Origin of the sequence: Actinoplanes sp. CA-051413 (genome assembly GCF_050955795.1) — a bacterium.
Classification (GTDB): domain Bacteria; phylum Actinomycetota; class Actinomycetes; order Mycobacteriales; family Micromonosporaceae; genus Actinoplanes.
In genome coordinates this window covers 5,389,639-5,414,889 of sequence record NZ_CP192100.1, presented here as the reverse complement: position 1 = coordinate 5,414,889, position 25,251 = coordinate 5,389,639, and the positions used below count along the sequence as shown (strand labels likewise).

Below are 25,251 nucleotides of genomic sequence, written 5' to 3'. Positions count from 1 at the left end.
CTGGGGAGTCGGCCCTGGATAAGCGCGTGCAGCCCGGCACGCCCACCCTGTTCGGCCGGGCGTCGCTGCTGGCCGCGGTCGAGGCCCGGCTCGGCGCCGGCGGCGGGGTGGCGTTGCACGGCCCGGAGGGCATCGGCAAGACCGCTCTGCTGGACGCTGTCGCCGCCGCGGCCTCCGCGCGGGGAGAGCTGGTCGTGCGGCTGCGGCCTGCGCCTGCCGAGCGCCGTCTGCCGTACGCGGGCATCGCCGACCTCGTGGCGCAGCTGCCGCCGGCGTCCCTGGCCGCCCTGCCACCCGCCCACCGCACCGCCCTGGCCGTGTTGCGCCAGGGCACCGCTCCGCGCGCGGGCGCCCCCGCCCTGGCCCGCCGTCTCGTGCTGCCCGGCCTTCTCGCGTACTGCGCCCGCGCCCAGTGTGTGCTGCTCGTGATCGATGACGTGCAGTGGCTCGACGCCGAGTCCGCCGAGCTGATCGGTTTCGCCATGCGGCGGCGCCCGGGTCCGCGGGTGCGGGTGGTCGCCGCCCAGCGGTTCCCCGACCCGGTCGGGCGGCACCGGGCGGCCCGGCTGTGTCCCGCGCCGGTCGCCGATCTGCTGGTCCCGCCGCTGGCCGCCGACGAGCTGACCGCGTTGCTGGAGGCGCGGGGCCTGCCCTGCCGGACGGCCAGCCGGTTGCACGAGGCCAGCGGCGGCAATCCGTTCCTGGCGCTGGCCCTGGGCGGGGCGGTCACCGCCGGTCCGGCCTGGCGGCCCGCGCCGCTGCCCGAGCCGGCCCGGGCGCTGCTGCGGCGCCGCCTCGACGCGCTGCCCGCGCCCGTCATCGGCACCCTGCTCGTCGCCGCGCTGGCCACCGAGCCGACCGTCTCGGTGCTGATCCGGGCCGGTCACGAGGACGCCGACCGGGATCTGCGCGCCGCTGCGACCGCCGGTGTGATCGAGGTGCACGGCGGGACGATCCGGTTCGTGCCGCCCGCGCTCGCCGCCGTGCTGGCCGAGGACGCCGGGGCGGCCCGGCGGGCGGGGGTGCACGACGCGCTGGCCAACGCGGCGCTGGACGAGACCGACAACGTCCGGCACCGGGCGCTGCGCAGCGGCCGGCCGGACGCCGATGTGGCCGTCGACCTGGTCGCCGCCGCCGAGCGGGCGCTGGCCCGCGGCGACGGGCGCACCGCCGCTGAGCTCTATCTGCTGGCGGCCGACCGGTGTCCGCGCAGCCTGGCCGCCGAACGCTTCGACTGGCTCGCCGCCGCTGCCGGCACCGCCCTGACCGCCGGGGTGCCCGCGCTGGCCGGGCGGGCCGCCGAGGCGGTGCTGGCCGCGGCCGACTCGCCGGCCCGGCACCGGGTCGCCGCCCGGCTGGTGCTGATCGACCTGGCCGGGCAGGCCCTCGCCGACATGGGGGAGACGTTCGCCGCGGCGCTGCACGAGGCCGGGGACGACGTCACTCTGATCGGGCCGGTGCGGTTGCGGCTGACCTGGGCGGCGATGCTGGCCGGGGACCCGGGCACGGCGGCGGACTGGGCGGTGGGCGCGGCCGCGGCGGCGCGGCAGGCCGGTGACCCGGCGACCGGGGCGATGGCGCTCAGCGCGCTGGCCCAGATCCAGCGGATCCGCGGCGAAGCGCGCTGGACGCGCACCCTGGAGCAGGCTCTGGCGCTGCCGGCCCCGCAGGCGCCCGGCTGGCTGCACATGGGCCCGCGTTATCTCGCCGCGCGTTTCGCCATGGTCGACGACCGGCTCGACGAGGCCCGCGCCGAGCTCCTCACCTTGCTGGCCCTGGCCGAGCACGACCGAACCGGGGAGGCGCTGGTCGAGGTGCTGCGCAGCCTGGCGGAGGTGGCGACCCGGGCGGGCCGCTGCCGCGACGCTCTGCGGTACGCCCACCGGGCCGTCGCCGCCGCCCAGCGGGCCGGGCTGAGCCCCGGACCGACCTGGTACACAGCGGCGGTGGCCGAGCTCGCCGGGGGCAGCCTGGCCGCCGCGGCCGGGTACGCCCGCCGCGGGATGCGCGCCTCCGAGCAGGAGGGTGACAGCCTCTACCTGCGCCGGAACCTGCACGCTTTGGGCCTGGCCGAGCTCCGCGCCGGTGAGACCCGGGCCGGGGTCGCGGCGCTGCGCCGGCTGCGCGAGCCGGCCGGTGGCGCGGCCGATCCGATGATCGTGCGCTGGCGCGGTGACCTGGCCGGTGGGCTGGCCGCGCTCGGGGAGCACGACGAGGCGGCGCGGATCCTCGCCGAGGCGCGGGCGGCGGCGGCCCGGCTGGGCGAGAGCCCGGGGGTCACCGGCTATCTGGACCGGGCCACCGCTGTCGTGCTCTCCGAGAGCGGCCAGGCCGACGCGGCGGTCGAGCTGTCGGCGGCCGCGGCGGCGCACTTCGCCGAGCTGCGCCAGCCGATCGAGCAGGCCCACGCGCTGCTGGTGCAGGGTGGTGCCGAGCGGCGCCGGCGCCGGTACGCGGCCGCCCGGGTGGCGATCGGTGCGGCGCTGGCGCTGTTCCTGGCCGCCGACGCCCGGCCGTGGACCGAGCAGACCGAACGGGCGCTGGCCGGCACCGAGGGCAGTTCCGCGCCGCCGGCCGACCTCGGGCTGACCTCGACCGAGGCGCGGATCGCCGGGCTGGTCCGCGACGGCGCCAGCAACCGGGAGATCGCCAACCAGCTGTACCTGAGCGTCAAGACGGTCGAGGCGACCCTCACCCGGGTCTACCGCAAGCTCGGCGTACGCTCCCGCACCCAGCTCTCGTCCCGGCTGCCGGCGGCCGAGCTCGCACCGACAAGGGTTTTCCCTGATTCGGTGACGGTCGTCGATGCATAGCGTCACTGCTCAGTCAGCCTGGTGCCTCCCGACCCCGGGACACCGCGCCCAGGCCTCGCCCTGACCGGGTCGAGTTAAGGAGTACGAGCGTGGGACGTCAGAAACTCATCACAGCCTCGGTGGCCCTGGCCACCGGTGCGGCGCTGGCGCTGGCGGCGACGCCCGCCGGCGCGAGCCCTCAGCAGGCGCCCAGCCCCAGCCCCGCCCCCGCGGCCCTCGCCGCCGCCTCCGCCGACAGCCTCGTCGGCAGCGCCGGCAAGGCCGCCACGCTCCGGCGTTCCGCCGGTGACGACCTCAAGCGCACCGGTGTCGTGCAGGGCACCCGCGGCCTGCAGTACGTGACCTACGCCCGCACCTTCAAGGGCCTGGCCGTGGTCGGCGGCGACGTCGTCGTCACCACGGACGCGGCCGGCACGGTCAAGGACACCGCGGTCGCCGAGACCGCCGCCATCTCCGTCGGCACCACCGCGAAGATCACCGCGGCCCGGGCGGCGGCCATCGCCAAGGCCCGGCTGGCCAAGGTGGACAGTGCCGGTACGCCCGAGCTCAAGGTCCTCGCCGGGGAGAGCCCGAAGCTGGCCTACGAGGCCGTCGTCGAGGGCCGTACGGCGCAGAACAAGCCGAGCAACCTGCACATCTTCGTCGACGCGGCAACCGGCGCGGTGCTCGACGAGATCGACTACGTGCGTGAGGGTTCCGGCAACGGCTACTACTACGGCAACGTCACCATCACCACGTCGGGCTCCGGCTCCTCGTTCTCCATGACCGACTCCACCCGTCCGGGCCTGAAGTGCGGCGGGCAGAACGGGTCGGCGTACACCGGCACCGACGACGCGTGGGGGACCGGCTCCGGCACCAACCTGGAGACGGCCTGCGTCGACGCCCTGTGGGGCGCCCAGCGTGAGGTCGACATGTTCTCCTCGTGGTTCAACCGCAACGGCATCCTCGGCAATGGCAACACGCCGCCGATCCGGGTCGGGCTCGCCGACGTGAACGCGTACTGGAACGGCTCGTACGTCAACTTCGGCCACAACCAGGCGAACACCCGCCAGGCCACCCCGATCGACGTGGTCGGCCACGAGCTCGGCCACGCCGTCTTCCAGACCACCCCGGGCGGCGCGGGCAGCGGCAACGAGAACGGCGGCCTCAACGAGTCCACCGGCGACATCTTCGGCGCGCTGACCGAGGCGTTCGCCAACAGCCCGCTCGACCCGCCGGACTACCAGGTCGGCGAGGAGGTCGACCTGGTCGGCCAGGGCCCGATCCGGTACATGTACAACCCGTCGCTCGCCGGCGACCCGAACTGCTACTCGTCGTCGATCCCGTCGACCGAGGTGCACGCCGCGGCCGGTCCGCTGAACCACTGGTTCTACCTGGCCGCCGAGGGCTCGAACCCGACCAACGGCCAGCCCGCCAGCCCGACCTGCAACTCGAGCACGGTGACCGGCCTGGGCATTCGCAAGGCCGGCGAGATCTATTACAACGCGATGCAGTCGAAGACCTCGACGTGGAAGCACGCCGGGGTCCGGACCGCGACGCTGGCCGCCGCGAAGAACCTGTACGCCCCCAGCTGCGCCGAGTTCAACGCCGTCAAGGCGGCCTGGGCCGCGGTCAGCGTGCCCGCGGTGAGCGGCGAGGCCACCTGCACCACCGGTACGCCGACCAACGACTTCTCGGTGTCGGTGTCGCCCACCTCGGGCACCGTCGCGGCCGGCTCGTCGGCCACCACCACCGTGGCCACGGCGACCACCTCCGGTTCGGCGCAGAGTGTGGCGCTGACCGCCGCGGGCCTGCCGAGCGGGGCGACCGCCTCGTTCAGCCCGGCCTCGGTGACCTCCGGCTCGTCGTCGACCCTGACGATCAGCACCACGGCGGCCACGCCCTCGGGAAGCTACCCGATCACCGTCACGGGCACCGGCTCGGCGACGCACACCGCCACCTACACGCTGACGGTCACCGGCGGCACCGGTGGCAGCTGTGCCGGCACCAACGCCACGGACGTGTCCATCCCGGACGCCGGAACGGCGGTGACCAGCACGATCACGATCGCCGGCTGTGCCCGGTCGGCGTCGTCGGCCTCGACCGTGGCGGTCAACATCGTCCACACCTACCGCGGTGACCTGGTCGTCGACCTGGTGGCCCCGGACGGGACCGCGTACCGGCTGAAGAACAGCAGCAGCTCGGACAGTGCGGACAACGTCGCCACGACGTACACGGCGAACCTCTCCTCGGAGGCCGCCAACGGCGCCTGGAAGCTCCAGGTCCGTGACGTCTACAGCGCCGACACCGGCTACATCAACACCTGGACCCTGACTCTCTGACCCGAAGCACCACTCCGGAGGCCCGTGGCGAGCGCCGCGGGCCTTCGTTGTGTCCGGAAACACGGCCGGCCGGCGCAATGGTCTGACCAGGACATTGGCGACGGAGAGTGACCTGGGCTACAGGGATCCGGTGGCCGCCATCACTTCTGTAGCGGAGGTTTTACCTGGTCGGTTTGTTGTGGAAGCCCGAAGGCCGGATGGTTGTTGCAGGAAGCGACGACGCTTTCGCCGTCACTCATCGTGAGGAGAAGGATCATGCCTTTCACCACCCAGCTGCGCGACGTCCGCGTGAACCTGGCGAACCGTCGCACCGAGCGGACCGCCCGGCGCCGGCTCAGCGCCGAGCTCGCGGCGTTCCAGACCCCGGCCGAGCGCGCCGAGCTCGACTTCATCCTGGGCCGGCACACGCAGGAGGAGACGCGGGAGATCCGCGAGATCCTCAACCAGCAGGACTACGAGCGACAGCGGGCCGGCAGCGGCCTCGGCGGTTATCGCGGCTGACGCTGACCACCTGACACGAGAACGGCCCCGGCACTGTCGCCGGGGCCGTTCTCGCTGTGTCAGTCCTGGTCGGACCGGTCCTCGCTGGCCCGCAGGGCGCCCGCGTGCGCGATCGTGTCCGGGTCCTTGCGCACCTTGATCAGGCTGGCCACGGTCGTGATGACCAGCACCGCGACGATGACGCCGAGCGAGACCGGGGTGCTGACCTCCGGCACCGCCGTGCTGATGTCCTTGTGCGCCCAGTGCAGCACCAGCTTGACGCCGATGAAGGCCAGGATGATCGACAGTCCGGTGGAGAGGTAGACCAGCCGGTCCAGCAGGCCCTTCACCAGGAAGAAGAGCGCCCGCAGGCCGAGCAGGGCGAACGCGTTCGCGGCGAAGACGATGAACGCCTCCTCGGTGACGCCGAAGACCGCGGGGATCGAGTCGAGCGCGAACAGCAGGTCGGCGCTGCCGATCGCGATCAGCGTGATGAACAGCGGGGTGGCCGTCCGCTTGCCGTCGATGCGGGTGAACATCTTGCCGCCGACGAACTCCTTGGTGACCGGGAAGAGCCGCTTGGCCCCGCGCACCACGGCGTTGTCGGGATCGGGATCCTCGTCGCGGTGCCGGAACAGCTGCACCGCCGTGAAGATCAGGATCAGGCCGAAGATCAGGAACATGAACGAGAACAGCGACAGCAGCGTCGCGCCCAGCGCGATGAAGATGACCCGCAGCACCAGCGCGATGATGATGCCGAAGGTCAGCACCTCCTGCTGGTACTTCTCCGGCACCGCGAAGGTGCCCATGATGATCACGAAGACGAAGAGGTTGTCGACCGACAGGCTCTTCTCGACGATGTAACCGGCGAAGTACTCCGTGCCGTAGTCCCAGCCGGCGACCGCGGCGAAGACAAAACCGAACGCGATCGCGATCGCGATGTAGAAGACCGACCAGGCGGTGGCCTCACGGAAACCGACGGCGTGCGGGCGCAGCACACCGAGGGTCAGGTCGAGGGCGAGCAGGGCGACGATGACCGCGATGGTCAGCGTCCAGCCGAGCGCGGTGACCTCCAGCATGGGGAAGGAACCTCCGGGCGTGAGTCAGCAAGGGCGGTTGGCGGAATGTACCCACAAGGGTCCCTGGTCAGGCTGGGAAGATCCTGAATTCCCCTCGCCGGTGGCTCAGGCGACCTGGAACGAGCGCTTGGACAGGCCCATCCAGAAGCCCTCGATCGGCTGCTCCGGGCTCTGCTCGGGGTCGGCCGCGGCGCCCAGGGTGAGGAACATCGGCGCGAAGTGCTCGATCGTCGGGTGCGCGTACGGCATCCCGGGCGCCCGCTCCCGGAAGTCGGCCAGCTCGTCGATCGCCCCGCGGGCCAGGGTCTCGGCCGTCCAGGCGTCGAAGTCCCGCGACCAGCCCGGCGCCGCCGCCTCCGGCCGGAAGTCGCGCAGGAACGGCAGCCCGTGGGTGGTGAAGCCGGAGCCGACGATGAGCACACCCTCCTCGCGCAGCGGCGCCAGCCGGCGGCCGATCTCCAGCAGCCGGTCGGGCTCGAGGGTGGGCAGCGACATCTGCAGCACCGGGATGTCGGCGTCCGGGTACATGACCGTGAGCGGCACGTACGCCCCGTGGTCGAGCCCCCGGCCGGTACGGGTGACGCGCTCGCGGTCGGGCATGAGCTTCTCGATCTGCGTGGCCAGCCCGGGCGCGCCCGGCGCCCGGTACTGCACCTCGTAGTAGTGGCGGGGGAAGCCGCCGAAGTCGTAGACCAGCGGCACCGTCTCGGTGGCGCCGAGCATCAGCGGCGCCGACTCCCAGTGCGCGGAGGCCATCAGGATCGCCTTCGGCCGGGGCAGGTCCCGGGCGAGCTCCTGGAGCTGGCCGACCCAGGTGGGATCGTCGACCAGCGGCGGCGCGCCGTGGCTGATGAACAGGGCGGGCATGGCACTCATGGAGGCCTCCGAGACTTGACGCTTCAACTAACAGGCTCCACGATACGGCGCTTTAGTTGAGTCGTCAACTAAATGTGAGGCGGCCGCGCCAGCCGTCCAGGATCCTTTCCGGCTCGGCGCCCAGCACTTCGGCGAGCAGCATCGCGTACACGTCCCGGAAGTCGACCGTGTGGCGCAGGTCGCCGTCGTCGAGGTCGGTCAGGCTCGGCGCCTCGCCGTAAAGGCCGCCCTTGATGCCGGCGCCGAGCAGCAGGACGTTGGAGGCCGTGCCGTGGTCCGTGCCGTCCGAGGCATTGGCCTTGACCCGGCGGCCGAACTCCGAGTAGACCGCGACCACCACGTCCCGCCCGGCCTCGGTGCCGGCCATCCGCTCCACGAACGCGGCCAGCGGCTTGTCGAGCTTGGTCAGCAGTGCCTCCTGCGCGGTCTTCTCGTCGGCGTGCAGGTCGAAGCCCCCGAGCGACACCGAATAGACCCGGGTGGCCGCGCCCGCCTCGACGCAGCGGGCCACCAGTGCGAGTTGCTGGTCCAGCGGCGGTGCCTGGCCGCCGGTCGCGGTCGCCTGGCCCTCGGCGTCGTCGTCCTCCGCCTCGGCCGCGACGTCGGTCATCAGCCCCTGCACCCGGACCAGGTCAGCGAAGCAGGCCGCCGCCCGCGCCTGGGCCGGCGACTCACCGGCGGCCGCGGTGCCGAAGCCGTCGAGGACCGGCTTCGTCACGCCCTTCGGCAGGGTCAGCGCTCCGTCCGGGACGGTCGCTCCCGCGCTGGTGGCGCCGGCCAGCAATGGCGGCAGGACCGGCTCGAACGAGATCGCCAGCCGCGGATCCCCGCCCGCGGTGTCCAGCCACCGGCCCAGCCAGCCGGTGGTGCCGGGGCGCTCCGGGGCGGCCGTCTGCCAGATGTCCATGGAACGGAAGTGGCTGCGGTCCGGCTTCGGGTAGCCGACGCCGCGGACGACGGCGAGCCGCTGGTCGCCGTACAGTTTGTGCAGGCCCTTCAGTCCGGGGTTGAGCCCGGCGCCGTCCGCGAGCGCGAGCACCTGCCCCTCGTCGTAGGCGAGGCCCGGCCGGGCCGCGGCATAGGCCGGATCCGCGTACGGGATGACGGTGTTCAGGCCGTCGTTGCCGCCGTAGAGCGTGACCAGCACAAGGATTCTGCCGGGCTCTCGGTCTCCCGCGGTGGCGAGGATGTCGTGCAGGGCGTAGGCGGAGCCGCCGGCCGCGAGCGCGCCGGCCCCGACGACGCCGCTGGCGGTCAGGAATCGGCGCCGGGTGATCGTGTCCATGGTTTCGCCTTCAGTCCTTTCAAGGGTGGCGGAGGGGCGGTCGGACGGTCCCTTCAGTGGACGGCGTATTCGGGGCTGGCCAGGCCGAGGGCGAGCAGCCGTCGCGGGTCCGCGGCCGCGGCTCGCAGCACGGCCGCGGTCCGGTCGGTCCAGGCGTCGACGACGAGCAGCCGGGCCAGGGCCTCGACGCGGTCGTCGCGGCCGGTGTCCGCCAGGTCCTCGACCGCGACGCCGGCCAGCGCGGTCAGGGTCTGGCCGTGCTGGAGCCGGGACCGGGTCGACGAGGTCGTCAGCCAGGCCGCGCCGACCGGCCAGCCGCCCACGCTCGGCGGCCGGAACGGCACCTGCCCGAGAGAGCGCAGACCGGCGAGGAGTTGCTTCTCCTTGTTCTCCGGCAGCTCCGTGAGGTTGACGCGCAGCTGCCGGAGCGCGCCGACCAGCCACTCGACCGGCTGCTTGACGAGCTGTCCGGCGGTGGCCGCGAAGGCGGGATCGGTGACCAGGGCCCGCAGCATCGCGCTGGTGCCGGTACGACTGGCAGCGGCCAGCCGGGCGGTGGTCTCCGGCCCCGGCGCCGTGCCCGAGCCGTAGCGCACCCAGAGGCGCCGGGCCAGGAAGGGCGCGTGCGCCGGGTGTCGGACCAGCAGGTCGGCGTAGGAGTCGATGTCGAAGCGGCCGGTGCTGCCGAGCAGCGTGACGGGCGTGTCGTCGTGGCGGCGGGGGAGCAGCTTCGCGGTGCCGGCCGCCCGGTCGACCTGCCAGCCGGTGAGCACCCGCGCCCCGGCCTTGACGTCGGCCTCGCCGTAGCTGCCGACGCCGAGGGTGAACAGCTCCATCAGCTCCCGGGCGAGATTCTCGTTCGGGGCCTTGCGGCTGTTCTTCTGCCCGTCGAGCCAGAGGATCAGCGCGGGATCACGCAGCATCGCCCGGACCAGTGGCCCGGTCGTCCCGCCGCCGTAGCGCCGGAGCGTCTGCTGCTGGGCGAGCATCAGCGGCGCCGAGCGGACCTTCTGGGCCGACGTGGCCCAGTGGCCGTGCCAGAAGAAGGTGAGTTTCTCGGCCGCGCCGGACTCCGTGGCCATCCGGGCCAGCCACCATCGGGTCGCGGTGGTGAGCTGGGCGCGGGCGGTCTGCCGGGCCTTCTGTTTCTCCTCGCGGCTCGCGCCTCTCGGCGGCGTGCCGCCCGGGGCCAGGCCCGGCAGCTCGACGGTACGGCCGATCGGCTCGAGCACCTTGTCCAGGGTGGCGCCGGCCCCCGCGCGTTCGGCCGCGTCGACCTCGGCGGCCGTCGGCCCGAAGGTCAGCCTGCGCAGGAGATGGGACACCGCGACACGTTCGGTCATGCCGACGACGGTAGGGCCGGCGGGTAAGCGTTCGGTAAGGGTCGCGTTCGGGCCGGGTTCGCGTTCGGCAGATGAAGACGATGTTAACTTTCTCGATCTCAGGAGCGGCATAACCGCAGCTCAGCGTCTTCGTGCAGGATGCATTCTGGATCCGGCCACTCTGGACATTGCGCGTCGCCCGGGGCGCTGGCAAGCTACGCGGTGTTGCTTGGACGCCGCTGACCGTAACCGGTCGTGGCGCCGCCGTCATACCTCGGTCAGCTTGCCCTCACCGCCCGTCGTCACGGCCCGCGGTCGCTCGGCCGTGTCCGCGTACGAGGGAAAGGAGACCGTCGAGTGGCGACCACCCAGCTGCCGCTCGCCGATGACCTGTATCTGGCCGCCCACGACGCGACCCGCGGCCGTTGCCTGCTCACCCCGGCCACCCTCGGCCTGGGCCTGGCCGCCGGCCTGCTCGGCGAGCTGGTCTTCTGGCGCCGCCTGGAGCTGTACGACAACCAGGTCACCGTGCTCGACGACCGGCCCACCCCGGAACCGGCCACCGCCGCCGTCCTGGAGCAGCTGCTGCGCGAGAGCCACCACCGCCAGATCCGCGACTGGATCGCCTTCCTGGCCACCGGCGTCTCGACCGAACTCGTCGAGCGGCGCCTGGCCCGCGCCGGGCTGGTGCGCCGGGAAGAGAAGCGCGGCCTGCTCGGCACCAAGGTCCGCTTCGTGCCGACCGACCCCGCGACCGCCGCCTGGCCCGGCACCCGGATCCGGATCGCCGCCACCCGCGGCGAGCTGCTGGACGGCCCCGATCTCGTGCTGGCCGGGCTGGTGCTGGCCACCGGCCTCGACCAGCACGTGCTCGTCACGCTCGACGCCCGTGAGCGTGACCACCTGTTCGACCAGCTGCGCCGGCGGATGCCGGCCACGCTGCAGCATCTCGTCGGCCACGCAGAGGCCGCCGTCGGCGACGCCGTGATGGCCCGCCGCGCCTGACACCCCCTCCGTCCCGTTGGGAGACCCCCAAGTGCCCAGCACCTCCACCCCCGCCAGACCGAGCCAGCTCTCGACCGCCCTGGCCCGCGACCGCCTCGGCGTCGCCGCCGTCGTGTTCTTCGTGATGTCGGCCGCCGCGCCGCTGACCGTCGTGGCGGGCGTCGTGCCCACCGGCCTCGCGGTCACCGGGCTCACCGCCATCTCCATCGCCTTCCTCGCCGTCGCGCTCGTGCTTGCCGTCTTCGCGGTCGGCTACGTCGCCATGGCCCGGCACATCGCCAACGCCGGCGCCTTCTACGCCTACATCGCCCGGGGCATCGGCCGCCCCTTCGGGGTCGGCGCGGCGTGGGTCGCGCTGCTGGCCTACAACAGCTTCCAGGTCGCCTCGTACGGCGGCTTCGGCGCGATCGCCGCCCCGCTGTTCGCCGACTGGTTCGGCGTCGACCTGCCGTGGTGGGGCATCTCGCTGGTGGCCTGGGCGCTGGTCGCCGTCCTGGGCGTCCGCGACGTCGCGGTCAACGGCAAGGTGCTGGCCACCCTGCTGGTCGCCGAGATCGTGCTCGTGGTGATCTTCAGCTTCGCCGACATGCTCACCCCCGACTTCGCGGCCTCGTCCGCCCCGCTCAACCCGAGCAGCCTGGTCGGCACGGGCGCGGGGGCGCTGCTGGTCATGGCCGTCACCGGCTTCGTCGGCTTCGAGCAGTCCGTGGTGTTCAGCGAGGAGTCCCGCGACCCGCGCCGTACGGTGCCGCGGGCCACGTACATCGCGGTCGCGCTGATCGCGGTGCTGTACGCCTTCTCCGCCTGGGCGATGATCTCCGCCGCCGGGGCCGACCCGATCGGCCGGGCCGGCGCCGAGGGCCCGGAGCTGTTCTTCAACCTCGCCTCCGACCGGCTCGGCAGCACCGCCCTGCACCTGGGCCACGCGCTGTTCCTGACCTCGCTGATCGCGGCGATGATCTCCTTCCACAACATCATCGCCCGCTACACCTTCTCGCTGGGCCGCGAGGGCGTGCTGCCCCGGGCCTTCGGCCGCACGGTGCCGGCCACCGGCGCGCCGAAGAACGGCTCCCTGGCCCAGTCGGCCGTGGGCCTGGTCGCGATCCTGGTCTACGCGCTGGCCGGCTGGGACCCGCTGGTGCAGCTGTTCTTCTGGGGCGGCACCACGGGCGGCATCGGCGTGCTGCTGCTGATCACGGTCACCTCGGCCGCGGTGATCGGCTACTTCGCCCGCAACCCCGAGGGTGAGGACGTCTGGCACCGCATCGGCGCCCCGGTGCTCGGCACGGTGCTGCTGCTCGTGGTGACGTACCTGGCGCTGACCAACATCGCCGTGCTGTTCGGCGTCGAGCCCGGTTCCACCCCGACCTGGGCCGTCCCGCTCGCGTACGCGGTGCTGACCCTGGCCGGCGTGAGCTGGGCGCTGATCCTGCGCCGCAGCCGCCCGCAGGTCTACCGCGGCATCGGCATGGGCGCACGCAGCGCCGGCACCGGCCACTCCTTCCGCGACGCCACTTCGGAGGCCCACCAGTGACTCCCGTGATCCGCCCCGCCACCGAGGCCGAACTGCCGGCGGTCGGCGCCCTCATCGCCCTGTCCTTCGACGACCTGGAGCAGAACAGGTCGCTGGTCCCGGACCCGCAGTCCCGGCTGCGGGTGATGGGAGACTTCTTCACCCTGCTCACCGAGCACGCGCCGCTGTGCGGCAAGGTCGACGTGATCGACGACCCGGCCGGCGGGCCGGCGGCGGCCGCGGTGTGGTTCGACCGTACGCACGAGATGCCGGAGATCCCGCACTACGACGAGCGCCTGGCCGCGCTGGCGGGGGAGTGGCTGCCGCACTTCCACGAACTGGACGAGCTGTTCGACAAGCACCACCCGGTGGACCCGCACTGGCACCTGGCCTTCCTGGCGGTCCACCCGGACCACCAGGGCCACGGCCTCGGCGGTGCGCTGATGGACAGCACCCACCAGGACCTGGGCGGCGCGGCGGCGTACCTGGAGGCGACCAACGAGGACAACATCCGCCTCTACCGCCGGTACGGCTACACCGACATGATGCCGTTCGACATCCGGATGCCGGACGACACACCGTTCTACCGGATGTGGCGGGCCTGAGTCCCCCGGTCGTGGCGGCGCTGCCCATCGGCGTTCCGGGCAGCGCCGCCCCCGGCACCTATGCTGCTGCGGTGCTCTCCGACGCCGATGTGGCCGCGCTCCACGACCTGCTGAACCCGTGGGACCCGGAGCACCACCCGGCCGACGCGTTCCAGCACCGCCTGGTCATGGCGGCCGGCGCGGTGCTCGACGTGGGCTGCGGCACCGGGGCGATGCTGCACCGGGCCCGCGACGCCGGGCATCGTGGCGTGCTGGCCGGGATCGACCCGAACCCGGCGTACCTGACCCGGGCCCGGCGCCGCGACGACATCGAGTGGGTGCTCGGGACGGCGGCCACGACGCCGTGGGAGCAGGAGTTCGACCTGGCCGTGATGACCGGGCACGCGTTCCAGTGCCTGGTCGACGACGGCGAGATCCGGGCCGGGCTCGCCGGGGTACGCGCCGCGCTGCGCGAGGGTGGCCGGTTCGCGTTCGAGACCCGGCACCCGCAGGCGCACGCCTGGGAGGACTGGACACCCGCGCACGCGAGCGAGGTCGTGGACGCCGGCGGCCGGCTCCTGCGGGTGAGTCACGAGGTCGAGTCGGTCGTGGACGATGTCGTCACCTTCACCGAGACCGTCACCGACGCGTCCGGTGCCGCTGTCCACTACGAACGTCAGGTGCTGCGCTTCCTCGGCCCGGAGGTGCTCAACCGGCTGCTCCGCGAGGCCGGCTACCGGATCGACGAGCAGTACGGCGACTGGCACGGCGGACCACTGACCCCGGACAGCCGGGAGATCGTGACCGTCGCCCGTCGTTAGGATCATCGCCATGCCTGGCGACCCTGTGACTGCGGCCGATGTCCGTGAAGCTGTGTATCTGGCGGCCGACACCCTCGCCACGGTGGTGGAGCGGGACTGGCGGGTGCCGGCCGGTGATCTGGACTGGGACTGCTGGGAGACCGTCGAGCACATCGCCGACGACCTTTTCGCGTACGCGTCGCAGCTCGGCCCGCGCCGCCCGTCGGTGACGGAACCGGTCCCCATCGGCTTCGAGTACCGCCGCCCGGGCGGACCGGCGCTCACCATCTATGCCATACCGGAAGAGGGCGGGCAGGCCGGCCTGTTGCAGGTGCTCGAGTCCTGCGGCGCGTTGCTGGCCGCGATGGTCGAGGTCACCCCGCCGACCGTCCGCTCGCAGCACACCTACGGCGCCTCGGACCCGGAAGGCTTCGCGGCGATGGGCGTGGTCGAGACCCTGGTGCACATGCGTGACGTCGCCGCGGGGCTGGAGCTTTCGTGGGAGCCACCGCAGGATCTGTGCGCCCGTTCCCTGCAACGGCTGTTCCCGGACGTGCCGGCCGAGGGCGACAGCTGGCAGACGCTGTTGTGGGCCACCGGGCGGATCGCCCTGCCCGGCCGCGACCGCCGAGCCTCCTGGCGCTGGGACGGCACGCCCCGCCATCAACAGTGATGTCGTACCGCGACATCGATGGTATGGTTGTGTCACGGCGCGACATCACCGTCGCGTACGCCGGCGAAACCATCAGGGAGACCCGTCCATGACCCCGGTCACGATCGTCCGCCCCGGCGAAGGTGAGCTCATCACCGCCAACGGCCCGTCGCAGATCCGCATCCTCGAGGACGGCAGCCACACCGGGCACCGCCTGGGGATCGGCGAGATCACCCTCCAGCCGCACACGCCCGGCCCCATCCAGCACCGCCATGCCCAGCACGACGAAGGCTTCTACGTCCTGTCGGGCGCCGTACGGTTCACCGTGGGCCAGGACGACTACGACGCCGGTCCCGGCACCTGGGTCATCGTCCCGCCGGGCGCACCCCACACCTTCGCCAACGTGGGCGACGACCCGGCGGTCATGCTCTCCACCTTCACGCCGGACCTGTACGTGCAGTACTTCCGCGACCTCAAGAAGATGGTCGAGTCCGGACAGCCGATGACGGCCGAGACCATGACTCCGCTCTGGCAGAAGTACGCCACCGAGATCTCCTCCGAATACCGGCCATGACGCGGTAGGGCACCGCGACCCTTCCTCGGGTCACCGGCGGCGGAACCGATCGGGTCAGGAACGCTGGGCCGCCACCACCCCGCCGATGCCGCTGCGTCCGTTCGGGGCGCCCACCAGCTCGACGGACACGCCTGAGCGGACCCGCTCACCGCACACAGCGACGATCGCGTCGGTGACCCCCGCGATCAGCCGGGCCACGATCTCCGGCGTGTCCGGCCGGTGGAACGCCCCCTCCTTGATCCCGAAAGTCACGCTCGGCGCCGGATCCGCGGCCGGCTTCCCGCCGATGCCCCAGCGCCCGGCCGGCACCCCGATCAGCCGCACCTCGACGATCTCCCGGGCCCACTCGCCGTAGACCGCCACGACCGCCTCGGTCAGGGTCGCGATCAGTGGCGTCTCCCGCCCGGCGAGCTCGCTCTCCAGCACATGGACAGTCAGATGCGGCATGCCGTCTCCGGTCAGATAGATTTGAGGGCAAAGAATCTTTGCTAACAAAGCTATTGGGGGAGCGGCAGAGTGTCAACACCTCACCCGGCGGACGAGGCGGTCCGTGAACTCATGCTGGTGATGCCGCGACTGGTCGGCCGGGTGAAACGCATCCCCGTCCCGGAGCAGCTGCGCTCGTTCGACCTCGCGCCCCGGCATCTGTCGCTGCTTTCGCTGCTGCTGCTCGACGGTCCGCAGACCGTGTCCGAGCTGGCCGCGCATCTCAGCGTCGCGCCGACCACGGTCAGTCTGATGGTGGGTGATCTGAGCCGGAAGGGCGTGCTCGTGCGGCGCGAGGACGACGCGGACCGTCGCCGGCGCATCGTCGACATCAGCGCGGCGAGCCGGCCGGCGATCTCGCAGTGGCTCTCGCCCGGCGCCCAGGCGTGGCGTCAGGCCCTCGGGCCGCTGACCCCGGCGCAGCGTCGTGTCGTCGTCGACACACTGCTCGCCTACGAGGCCGCCGTCTCCGGTGCGTCGGACGCCGGGGAGATCAGCCCGCCGACAGGTTGAGCTCGAAGCTGTAGCGGCTGGCCCGGTAGACGTGCGAGCCGTACTCCAGGGCGCGGCCGCCGGCGTCCCAGGCCGTACGGGTCATCGTCAGCAGTGACGCCCCGCGCTTCTCCTGCAGGGTCCGCGCCTCGGCCGCGCTGGCCGAGCGGGCGCCGATCACCTGCGTCGCGATGCGTGGCACGAAGCCCGCCCGGCGCAGCAGCTCGTAGAGCCCGTACGCGGCCAGGTCGGCCGCCTCCAGCCGGATCAGGTCGACCGGGATCGCGTTGTGCATCAGCGCGAGGGGCTCCCCACCGGCGTAGCGCAGCCGTTCGATCCACGTCACCTCGGCGCCGGGCGCGACCTCCAGGGCCTCGGCCACCTCGGCCGGCGCCGCAATCACCCGCAGGTCGAGCACCTCGGTGCGGGGCTTGCGGTCGGCGCTGACCAGGTCGTCGTAGAGGCTGGACAGCTCGACCGGGCGGCGCACCTTGGGGTGCACGACCTGGGTACCGACGCCGCGTTTGCGCACGAGCATGCCGCGTTCCACCAGATACTGGATCGCGCGGCGGGTGGTCGGCCGGGACACGCCGAGGCGTTCGGCCAGGTCGACCTCGTTCTCGATGCGGGCGCCGACGCCGATCTCGCCCTGCTCGATCAGCTCCTGCAGGCGGCTGGCGACCTGGAAGTAGAGGGGCACGGGGCTGGTCCGGTCGACCTCGACCGGGCGCACCGCAGCACGGGCTGGGGAGGGATCGGATGCCATGGAACCCCCTTCGTTTTTCAGTTTGTCATAACAAAGTATTGACGTGGAAGCCCCCACGTTATTACATCGAAACGAGCCGACACACCGGCCCTGAAGACTTTTCATCGCGCCGTAATCCGCACGGCACACCAGGCGCCGCAGCGCGCCTGAAATCTCCCCGCACGGCCCATCCGTCTTTCCCAGGGGGACGCATGCCCGCAGACGAGGTACTGACCATGGGGCGGATCGGCGTCGACCTGTATCCACAGCAGATCGGCGTCTCGCTGCGTGAGGTCCGCACCTTCGCCAAGTTCCTCGGTGGCAGCCCCACCAACGTCGCCGTCGCCGCCGCCCGTTACGGCCGGCGCAGCGCGGTGATCAGCCGGACCGGCGCCGACCCGTTCGGCGAGTTCATCCACGACGCGCTGCGCGGCTTCGGGGTCGACGACCGGTTCGTCGCGCCGGTCGCGGCGCTGCCCACCCCGGTCACCTTCTGCGAGATCTTCCCGCCGGACGACTTCCCGCTCTACTTCTACCGCTTCCCGAAGGCGCCGGACCTGGAGATAGCCGAGTCCGAGCTGGACCTGGCCGCGATCCGGGCCGCGGACATCTTCTGGGTCACCGGCACCGGCCTGTGCCAGTCGCCGTCGCGCGAGGCCACCCTGGCCGCCCTGCGCGCCCGCAACAAATCCGGCATCACGGTCCTCGACCTGGACTACCGGCCGATGTTCTGGGAGTCGCGTGAGCAGGCCCGGGAGTGGATCAGCCAGGCCCTGCCGTACGCGACGGTCGCCGTCGGCAACCTCGACGAGTGCGAGACCGCGGTCGGGGTCCGGGAGCCGCACGCCGCCGCGCAGGCCCTGCACGACGCGGGGGTCGAGCTCGCCGTCGTCAAGCAGGGACCGCTCGGCGTGCTGGCCTCCAACGGCAAGGAACAGGTGCAGGTGCCGCCGGTGCCGATCGAGGTGGTCAACGGGCTCGGTGCCGGTGACGCCTTCGGCGGCGCGCTGTGCCACGGGCTGCTCTCCGGCTGGGACCTGGAGACCACGATGCGCTTCTGCAACGCCGCCGGTGCCATCGTCACCACCCGTCTGGCCTGCGCCGACGCCATGCCGACGGAGTCCGAGGTCCACCAGCTGCTCGAGGAGGCCGGCCGTGCTTGACGTCCACGAGCTCGTCGCCGCCCGGGCCGACCGCCCGGACGCCATCGCCGTCGCCGCGGCCGCCCGCCGCCGGCCCGTCGGCTGGCGCGGGGAGCACGGTCGCATGATGATCATCGCCGCCGACCACCCCGCCCGCGGCGCGCTGCGGGCCGGGCCGGACCCGCTGGCCATGGGCAACCGCGCCGACCTGCTGCGGCGCATCTGCACCGCGCTGGAACGCCCGGGGGTCAACGGTGTGCTGGGCACCCCGGACATCCTCGAGGACCTGCTGCTGCTCGGCGCGCTCGACGACAAGGTCGTCATCGGTTCGATGAACCGTGGCGGGCTGGCCGGCACCAGCTTCGAGATCGACGACCGCTTCACCGCGTACGACGGGGACAGTCTCGCCGCGGCCGGGTTCGAAGGCGGCAAGATGCTGCTGCGCATCGATCCGGACGATGCCGGCACCGTGACCACCTTGGAGAGTTGTGGCCGGGCCGTCGGCGACCTCGCCGCGCACAAGCTGATGGCGATGGTCGAGCCGTTCATCTCGCACCGGGTCGACGGCCGGGTGCGCAACGAGCTCAGCGCCGAGGCGATGATCCGGGCGATGACGGTCGCCGCCGGGCTCGGGCCCACTTCGGCGTACACGTGGTTGAAGGTCCCGGTCGTGGCCGACATGGAACGGGTCATGGCGGCGACCACGCTGCCCGCCCTCATCCTGGGCGGCGAGGTCTCCGAGGATGCCGAGGCCGCCTACGCGCGGTGGAGCAAGGCCCTGGCCCAGCCGACCGTGCAGGGGCTGGTGATCGGGCGCAGCCTGCTCTACCCGCCCGGCGGGGACGTCGCGGGCGCGGTCGACCGGGCGGTGGGCCTGCTATGACACTGCTGCGTCGCGGCGACGCCCAGAGCGAGCCGTTCGAGACTGTCGTGACCCCGCAGAGCGCCGGCTGGGGCTTCAGCGGCCTGCGGATCATCGAGCTGGCCGTCGGGGCCCGGGTCAGCTTCGCCACCGGCGACGAGGAGATGATCGTGCTGCCGCTGTCGGGTGGCTGCGATGTCACCTGCGACGACGAGCGGGTCACCCTGACCGGGCGGCGCTCGGTGTTCTCCCGGGTCACCGACTTCGCCTACCTGCCCCGCGACGCGTCGGTCACCGTCCGGGCGGCCAACGGCGGCCGGTTCGCCCTGCCGGCGGCCCGCGCGGACCGGCGGCTGCCGTTCCGCTACGGACCGGCCGAGGACGTGCCGGTCGAGCCGCGCGGGGCCGGGCAGGCCAGCCGCCAGGTCAACAATTTCTGTACGCCGGACTCGTTCGACGCCGACCGGCTGATCGCGGTGGAGGTGCTCACCCCGGGCGGCAACTGGTCGTCGTACCCGCCGCACAAGCACGACGCGCCGGGGGAGAGCGAGACCGCGCTGGAGGAGATCTACTACTTCGAGGTCGCCGGTTCGCCGTCGGGCGCTGCCGGGGCCGGCTATCAGCGCGTGTACGGCCACCCCGACCGCCCGATCGACATCTGCGCCGAGGTGCGCAGCGGGGACGTCGTGCTGATCCCGTACGGGTGGCACGGCCCGTCGATGGCGGCCCCCGGTTACGACCTCTACTACCTCAACGTCATGGCCGGCCCGGGGGAGCGCAAGTGGCTCTTCTCCGACGACCCGGCCCACGCCTGGGTCCGTGGCACCTGGAACGAGCAGGCGATGGACCCCCGGCTGCCCCTGACGTCCGCAACCGAGAGGAGGCGCTCGTGAGACTCACCGTCGCCCAGGCCGTCGTCACGTTCCTGGCCAACCAGTGGACCGAGCGGGACGGTGTCGAGCAGCGCGCGATCGCCGGCTGTTTCGGCATCTTCGGCCACGGCAACGTCGCCGGCGTCGGCCAGGCCCTGCTCCAGGCCCAGCGCACGGGCTCGGCTGACCTGCCGTACCACCTGGCCCGCAACGAGCAGGCCATGGTGCACGCGGCCGTCGGCTACGCCCGGATGAAGAACCGGCTCTCGGCGATGGCGTGCACGGCCTCGATCGGGCCCGGCTCGACCAACATGCTCACGGGCGCGGCCCTCGCGACGGTGAACCGGATCCCGGTGCTGTTGCTGCCCAGTGACGTCTTCGCCACCCGGGTCGCGGCGCCGGTGCTGCAGGAGCTGGAGGATCCGCGCTCCTACGACGTGTCCGTCAACGACGCGTTCCGGCCGTTGTCGCGCTTCTTCGACCGCGTGTGGCGTCCCGAGCAGCTGGCGTCGGCGCTGCTGGGCGCGATGCGGGTGCTCACCGACCCGGTGGAGACCGGCGCAGTGACGGTCTGCCTGCCCCAGGACGTGCAGGCCGAGGCGTACGACTTCCCGGACGCCCTGTTCGCCAAGCGCGTGTGGCACGTGGCCCGCCCGGTCCCGGAACCCGCCGCGATAGACCGCGCCGCCGAGGTGATCCGCTCCGCCCGCCGTCCCCTGATCGTCGCCGGCGGCGGCGTCATCTACTCGGAGGCCTCCGCCGAGCTGGACGCCTTCGCCCGCGCCACCGGCATCCCGGTCGCCGACACCCAGGCCGGCAAGGGCGCGCTGAGCTGGGACCACCCGAACTCGGTGGGCGGAGTCGGCTCCACCGGTACGCCGGTCGCCAACCGGCTCGCCCGGGAAGCCGACGTGATCATCGGTATCGGCACCCGCTACAGCGACTTCACGACCGCCTCCCGAACCGCCTTCGCCAACCCCGACGTCCGTTTTATCAACGTGAACGTGGCCGCTTTCGACGCTGCGAAGCAGTCGGCGCTCACCGTGGTGGCCGACGCGCGGGCCGGGCTCGCTGCGCTGACCACCGCCGTCCGTGATTACAAATCCGACATGTCCTACTCATCCGAGGTCGCTGCCTGGCAACAGGAGGTGGATCGCGCGTACCACCTCGGCCAAGGACCGCTGCCCGCTCAGAGCGAGGTCATCGGCGCGGTCAACGACGCCTGCGGCGAGCGCGACGTGGTCGTGCAGGCGGCCGGGAGCATGCCCGGTGACCTGCAACTGCTGTGGCGCGCCCGGGACCCGAAGCAGTACCACGTCGAGTACGGCTACTCCTGCATGGGCTTCGAGATCGCCGGGGCGCTCGGCATCAAGATGGCCGACCCCTCCCGCGAGGTGTACGCGCTGGTCGGCGACGGCTCGTACCTGATGATGGCGCAGGAGATCGTCACCGCCGTGGCCGACGGCATCAAGCTGATCGTCGTCCTGGTGCAGAACCACGGGTTCGCCTCGATCGGCGCGCTGTCGGAGTCGCTGGGCTCGCAGCGCTTCGGCACGAGCTACCGCTACCGCGGCGCGGACGACGACTACGACGGCGACCGGTTGCCGGTCGACCTGGCGGCCAACGCCGAGAGCCTGGGCGCGTCGGTCATCCGCTGCCGTGGCATCGCCGAGCTCACCGAGGGCCTCAAGCGGGCCCGCGAGGCCGACCGGCTCACCGTCGTGCACATCGAGACCGACCCGCTGTCGCCGGTGCCGTCCAGTGAGAGCTGGTGGGACGTGCCCGTCTCGGAGGTCTCGGCGCTGGACAGCACCCGGGCGGCCCGGACCGCCTACGAAACGGCCAAGCGCGGCCAGCGGCAGTATCTCTAGAGAGGGCAGTGCCTTGACCACCATCGAACACTGGATCGGCGGCAGCTTCACCAGTGGCGCCGCCACCCGCCGCGCCCCGGTCTACAACCCGGCGACCGGCGCTCAGCAGCACGAGGTGGTGCTGGCCGAGAGCGCCGACGTGGATGCGGCGGTGGCGGCGGCCCGTACGGCCTTCGAGTCCTGGAGCCAGGCGTCGCTGAGCGCCCGTACGAAGATCATGTTCAATTTCCGCGAGCTGGTGAACGCCAACGTCAAGCCGCTCGCCGAGCTGGTGTCCGACGAGCACGGCAAGGTGCTCAGCGACGCGGCCGGCGAGGTCCAGCGCGGTCTGGAGGTCATCGAGTTCGCCTGCGGCATCCCGCAGCTGCTCAAGGGCGAGTACTCCGACCAGGCCTCGACCGGCGTGGACGTGTTCAGCTTCCGCGAGCCGCTCGGTGTCTGCGCCGGCATCACCCCGTTCAACTTCCCGGTGATGGTCCCGATGTGGATGTACCCGGTCGCCATCGCCTGCGGCAACACCTTCGTGCTCAAGCCCAGCGAGCGCGACCCGTCGGCGTCGAACTACATCGCCGACCTGTGGCGCCAGGCCGGTCTGCCCGACGGTGTCTTCAACGTCGTGCACGGCGACAAGACGGCCGTCGACGCGCTGCTGCAGCATCCCGACGTCGCCGCGGTGTCCTTCGTCGGCTCCACGCCGATCGCCCGCTACATCCACCAGCAGGCGTCCGCGACCGGCAAGCGGGTGCAGGCCCTCGGCGGCGCCAAGAACCACGCCATCATCCTGCCCGACGCCGACCTCGAGTTCGCCGCGAACCACCTGGCCGCGGCGGCGTTCGGCTCGGCCGGCGAGCGGTGCATGGCGATCTCCGCGGCGGTCGCCGTCGGTGCCGCCGGTGACCCGCTGGCCGACATCCTGACCCGCAAGGCCAACGAGGTCGTGGTCGGTTCCGGCCGCGACCCGAAGAGCGAGATGGGCCCGGTGGTCACGGCCGCGGCCCGCGACCGGATCGAGGGCCTGATCGGTACGGGTGAGCAGCAGGGCGCCAAGCTGCTCGCCGACGGCCGCGGCCTCAAGGTGGCCGGCTACGAGGACGGCTTCTTCGTCGGCCCCACGGTCATCGACCAGGTGCGGACCTCGATGGACGTCTACACCGAGGAGATCTTCGGGCCGGTGCTGTCGGTGGTGCGCTCGGACACCGTCGAGGCGGCGATCGACCTGATCAACGCGAACCCGTACGGCAACGGCACCGCCATCTTCACCAGCAGCGGTGAGGCCGCGCGGCGCTTCCAGCGCGGGGTACGGGTCGGGATGATCGGCATCAACGTGCCCATCCCGGTGCCGATGGCCTACTACTCCTTCGGCGGCTGGAAGGACTCGCTCTTCGGCGACAAGCACATCCACGGTCCCGAGGGCGTCTCGTTCTACACCCGCGGCAAGGTCGTGACCTCCCGGTGGCCGCACGTCGAGGCCGCGCACGGCGCCAGCATGCACTTCCCGACGGCGAGCTGAGGCAGCGATGAGACGACTCCGGCTGGGCAGCTGTCCCGACTCCTGGGGCGTGTGGTTCGCCGACGACCCGCGGCAGACAGCCTGGCAGCGCTTCCTCGACGAGCTGTCCGGGGCCGGCTACCGCTGGCTGGAGCTGGGCCCGTACGGGTATCTGCCGACCGACCCGGCGCAGCTGCGCGACGAGCTCGACCGCCGGGAGCTGACCTGTGCCGGCGGCACGGTCGCCGGCGTCGGCGGCCCGCACAAGGACTTCGCGGCCGTGCTCGCCGAAACCCGCAAGGTCGCCGAGCTGACCGCCGCACTCGGCGCGAAGAACCTGATCTTCGTCCCGGTGCCCGGCTACCGCGACGACGTCACCGGGGCCTACCACGAGCCGGCCGAGCTCAGCCCGGAACGCTGGCGGGCCCTGATCGACAACAGCAACACCCTCGGCAAGGTCCTCGCCGAGGAGTACGGCCTCACCATGCAGTTCCACCCGCACGCCGACTACCACGTGGAGACCCAGGCGCAGACCGAGCGCTTCCTGGAGGACACCGACCCGCGGTACGTCTCGCTGTGCCTGGACACCGGCCACCTCGCCTACCGGCGGGCGGACATCCCGGCCGTCATCCGCAAGTACCCCGAGCGGATCGGCTACGTGCACATCAAACAGATGGACCCGGCGATCGCCGAGCGGGCCGAGCGCGAGGACATGGCCTTCGGGCAGGCCGTCGCGCTGGGCGCGAGCGTCGAACCGCCGGCGGGCCGGCCGGACGTGCCGTCCGTGCTGGAGGCCCTCAACGAGTTGGACGCCGACCTGTTCGTCGTCGTCGAGCAGGACATGTATCCGGTCGACTTCGACCTGCCCCTGCCGATCGCCACCCGTACCCGTGCCTATCTGAACTCCGTCGGCCTGTGACGGCCGCCGTCCCCCTTGAAGGAAGGAACCTCATGACGCTTCGCATGCGAGGTGCACGCCTGGTCGCCGTGGCGGCGGTGGTGGCCCTCGGGCTCGCCGCCTGCAGCGAAGGCGGCAAGCAGGAGACCACCGGCACCTCCGGCGGCGGGGCCAACGCCGCCGGCAGCTCCGGCTACACGATCGCGATGATCACCCACGAGACGCCCGGTGACACGTTCTGGGACAAGATCAAGGCCGGGGCCCAGCAGGCCGCCAAGGACGAGGGTGTCACCCTCAAGTACTCCAACGACCCGGACGCGTCCAAGCAGGCGGGGCTGATCCAGAGCGCGGTCGATTCCAAGGTCAGCGGCATCGCCACCACCCTGGTGACCCCGGACGCGCTGGCCGGGTCGGTGAAGGCGGCCACCGACGCGAAGATCCCGGTCGTCGGCTTCAACTCCGGCATCGACCAGTTCCAGAAGCTCGGCGCCCTCATGTACTTCGGCTCCGACGAGACCGTGGCCGGCACCGCCGCCGGCAAGCGGATCGGCGAGGCCGGGGCCAAGCACCCGCTCTGCGTCATCCAGGCCGCCGGCTCCGTCGCGCTGGAGGCCCGCTGCGCCGGCGTCAAGAGCGCGGTCCCGGGCACCGAGAACCTCCAGGTCAACGGCGCGGACGACGGCGCGGTCGTGTCGACCCTGCAGGCCAAGCTGTCGCAGGACAAGTCGATCGACTACATCGTCACCCTCGGCGCGCCGATCGCCATCGACGCCCTCAAGGCGATGGACGCCGCCGCCAGCAAGGCCAAGCTGATCACCTTCGACCTCAACGCCGAGGCGGCCCAGGACATCCAGGACGGCAAGATCGAGTTCTCCATCGACCAGCAGCCCTACGTGCAGGGCTACCTGGCGGTCTCGTCGCTCTACCTCTACCTCAAGAACGGCAACGACATCGGCGGCGGCCGAGCGGTGCTCACCGGACCGTCGTTCGTGGACAAGACCAACATCGACAAGATCGTGCCGTTCACCAAGAACAACACCCGGTAGTCGCTCGCGGGGGCCGGCCGCGGGCCACGACGCGGCTGCCCCCC

23 protein-coding genes are annotated in these 25,251 nt (G+C 72.1%); 17 read left to right on the top strand and 6 right to left on the bottom strand.

The window, feature by feature from the left end; all coding sequences use genetic code 11:
• Positions 1 to 26 precede the first annotated feature (26 nt).
• The 3 genes from ACQP2Y_RS25540 to ACQP2Y_RS25530 all read left to right on the top strand — a co-directional run bounded on the left by ACQP2Y_RS25540 (position 27) and on the right by ACQP2Y_RS25530 (position 5,635).
• A complete protein-coding gene (locus ACQP2Y_RS25540; RefSeq protein WP_433717554.1) occupies positions 27 to 2,813 on the top strand; it encodes an AAA family ATPase in 2,787 nt (928 codons plus the stop codon).
• An 89-nt stretch (positions 2,814 to 2,902) separates the two neighbouring features.
• Positions 2,903 to 5,134: a M4 family metallopeptidase gene (locus tag ACQP2Y_RS25535; RefSeq protein WP_433717553.1), complete on the top strand. Its 2,232-nt coding sequence runs from the start codon at positions 2,903 to 2,905 to the stop codon at positions 5,132 to 5,134.
• Positions 5,135 to 5,389: 255 nt separating this feature from the next.
• Positions 5,390 to 5,635, top strand: a complete 246-nt coding sequence (locus ACQP2Y_RS25530) for a hypothetical protein (protein WP_433717552.1) — start codon at positions 5,390 to 5,392, stop codon at positions 5,633 to 5,635.
• Positions 5,636 to 5,694: 59 nt separating this feature from the next.
• Here the strand turns inward: ACQP2Y_RS25530 and ACQP2Y_RS25525 are convergent, their stop codons facing one another.
• From ACQP2Y_RS25525 to ACQP2Y_RS25510, 4 genes are all read right to left on the bottom strand, one after another.
• Entirely contained in the window at positions 5,695 to 6,693 is a 999-nt protein-coding gene (locus ACQP2Y_RS25525) for a TerC family protein (protein WP_433717551.1), read from the bottom strand.
• 105 nt (positions 6,694 to 6,798) lie between these two features.
• The gene (locus tag ACQP2Y_RS25520) at positions 6,799 to 7,569 is read right to left on the bottom strand and encodes a dioxygenase family protein (protein ID WP_433717550.1); all 771 of its coding nucleotides are present in this window, start codon (positions 7,567 to 7,569) and stop codon (positions 6,799 to 6,801) included.
• A gap of 64 nt (positions 7,570 to 7,633) precedes the next feature.
• Positions 7,634 to 8,854, bottom strand: coding sequence for a DUF1501 domain-containing protein (locus ACQP2Y_RS25515; RefSeq protein WP_433717549.1), 1,221 nt, complete (start codon positions 8,852 to 8,854; stop codon positions 7,634 to 7,636).
• A 53-nt stretch (positions 8,855 to 8,907) separates the two neighbouring features.
• Entirely contained in the window at positions 8,908 to 10,197 is a 1,290-nt protein-coding gene (locus ACQP2Y_RS25510) for a DUF1800 domain-containing protein (RefSeq protein ID WP_433717548.1), read from the bottom strand.
• 336 nt (positions 10,198 to 10,533) lie between these two features.
• On the opposite strand from ACQP2Y_RS25510, the gene ACQP2Y_RS25505 reads away from it, so the two are divergent.
• From ACQP2Y_RS25505 to ACQP2Y_RS25480, 6 genes are all read left to right on the top strand, one after another.
• Positions 10,534 to 11,181: a GOLPH3/VPS74 family protein gene (locus ACQP2Y_RS25505; protein WP_433717547.1), complete on the top strand. Its 648-nt coding sequence runs from the start codon at positions 10,534 to 10,536 to the stop codon at positions 11,179 to 11,181.
• Positions 11,182 to 11,212: 31 nt separating this feature from the next.
• Positions 11,213 to 12,715, top strand: a complete 1,503-nt coding sequence (locus ACQP2Y_RS25500; protein WP_433717546.1) for an APC family permease — start codon at positions 11,213 to 11,215, stop codon at positions 12,713 to 12,715.
• Entirely contained in the window at positions 12,712 to 13,299 is a 588-nt protein-coding gene (locus ACQP2Y_RS25495; protein ID WP_433717545.1) for a GNAT family N-acetyltransferase, read from the top strand. Before ACQP2Y_RS25500 ends, ACQP2Y_RS25495 begins: the two co-directional genes overlap by 4 nt.
• The gene (locus ACQP2Y_RS25490; protein ID WP_433717544.1) at positions 13,287 to 14,099 is read left to right on the top strand and encodes a class I SAM-dependent methyltransferase; all 813 of its coding nucleotides are present in this window, start codon (positions 13,287 to 13,289) and stop codon (positions 14,097 to 14,099) included. Before ACQP2Y_RS25495 ends, ACQP2Y_RS25490 begins: the two co-directional genes overlap by 13 nt.
• 10 nt (positions 14,100 to 14,109) lie before the next feature.
• Positions 14,110 to 14,751, top strand: a complete 642-nt coding sequence (locus ACQP2Y_RS25485; RefSeq protein ID WP_433717543.1) for a hypothetical protein — start codon at positions 14,110 to 14,112, stop codon at positions 14,749 to 14,751.
• Between the two features lie 88 nt (positions 14,752 to 14,839).
• On the top strand, positions 14,840 to 15,304 hold the full coding sequence (locus ACQP2Y_RS25480; protein ID WP_433717542.1) for a cupin domain-containing protein: 465 nt from the start codon (positions 14,840 to 14,842) through the stop codon (positions 15,302 to 15,304).
• Positions 15,305 to 15,358: 54 nt separating this feature from the next.
• On the opposite strand, the gene ACQP2Y_RS25475 is transcribed toward ACQP2Y_RS25480, so the two are convergent.
• Positions 15,359 to 15,751 carry a tautomerase family protein gene (locus tag ACQP2Y_RS25475; protein ID WP_433717541.1) on the bottom strand — a complete coding sequence of 131 codons (393 nt, stop codon included), beginning with the start codon at positions 15,749 to 15,751 and terminating at the stop codon, positions 15,359 to 15,361.
• A 69-nt stretch (positions 15,752 to 15,820) separates the two neighbouring features.
• Here ACQP2Y_RS25475 and ACQP2Y_RS25470 point away from each other — a divergent pair, with 69 nt between their 5' ends.
• On the top strand, positions 15,821 to 16,303 hold the full coding sequence (locus tag ACQP2Y_RS25470) for a MarR family transcriptional regulator (protein ID WP_433717540.1): 483 nt from the start codon (positions 15,821 to 15,823) through the stop codon (positions 16,301 to 16,303).
• On the opposite strand, the gene ACQP2Y_RS25465 is transcribed toward ACQP2Y_RS25470, so the two are convergent.
• Positions 16,284 to 17,048 carry a GntR family transcriptional regulator gene (locus ACQP2Y_RS25465; RefSeq protein WP_433717539.1) on the bottom strand — a complete coding sequence of 255 codons (765 nt, stop codon included), beginning with the start codon at positions 17,046 to 17,048 and terminating at the stop codon, positions 16,284 to 16,286. The genes ACQP2Y_RS25470 and ACQP2Y_RS25465 overlap by 20 nt on opposite strands.
• 191 nt (positions 17,049 to 17,239) lie before the next feature.
• On the opposite strand from ACQP2Y_RS25465, the gene iolC reads away from it, so the two are divergent.
• From iolC to ACQP2Y_RS25430, 7 genes are read left to right on the top strand one after another with little or no spacing between them, the layout of a single operon-like run.
• Entirely contained in the window at positions 17,240 to 18,190 is a 951-nt protein-coding gene (iolC, locus tag ACQP2Y_RS25460) for a 5-dehydro-2-deoxygluconokinase (protein WP_433717538.1), read from the top strand.
• A complete protein-coding gene (locus ACQP2Y_RS25455) occupies positions 18,183 to 19,052 on the top strand; it encodes a Cgl0159 family (beta/alpha)8-fold protein (protein ID WP_433717537.1) in 870 nt (289 codons plus the stop codon). Before iolC ends, ACQP2Y_RS25455 begins: the two co-directional genes overlap by 8 nt.
• Positions 19,049 to 19,924 carry a 5-deoxy-glucuronate isomerase gene (gene iolB, locus ACQP2Y_RS25450; protein WP_433717536.1) on the top strand — a complete coding sequence of 292 codons (876 nt, stop codon included), beginning with the start codon at positions 19,049 to 19,051 and terminating at the stop codon, positions 19,922 to 19,924. Before ACQP2Y_RS25455 ends, iolB begins: the two co-directional genes overlap by 4 nt.
• Complete coding sequence (gene iolD, locus ACQP2Y_RS25445) at positions 19,921 to 21,774, top strand: 3D-(3,5/4)-trihydroxycyclohexane-1,2-dione acylhydrolase (decyclizing) (RefSeq protein ID WP_433717535.1); 1,854 nt, start codon at positions 19,921 to 19,923, stop codon at positions 21,772 to 21,774. The genes iolB and iolD overlap by 4 nt, the downstream gene beginning before the upstream one ends.
• Positions 21,775 to 21,787: 13 nt before the next feature.
• Positions 21,788 to 23,284 (top strand): CoA-acylating methylmalonate-semialdehyde dehydrogenase, encoded by a 1,497-nt coding sequence (locus ACQP2Y_RS25440; protein WP_433717534.1) that lies wholly within the window; start codon positions 21,788 to 21,790, stop codon positions 23,282 to 23,284.
• Positions 23,285 to 23,291: 7 nt separating this feature from the next.
• Complete coding sequence (locus ACQP2Y_RS25435) at positions 23,292 to 24,182, top strand: TIM barrel protein (protein ID WP_433717533.1); 891 nt, start codon at positions 23,292 to 23,294, stop codon at positions 24,180 to 24,182.
• Between the two features lie 32 nt (positions 24,183 to 24,214).
• Positions 24,215 to 25,207 (top strand): sugar ABC transporter substrate-binding protein, encoded by a 993-nt coding sequence (locus ACQP2Y_RS25430; RefSeq protein ID WP_433717532.1) that lies wholly within the window; start codon positions 24,215 to 24,217, stop codon positions 25,205 to 25,207.
• Positions 25,208 to 25,251: the final 44 nt, after the last annotated feature.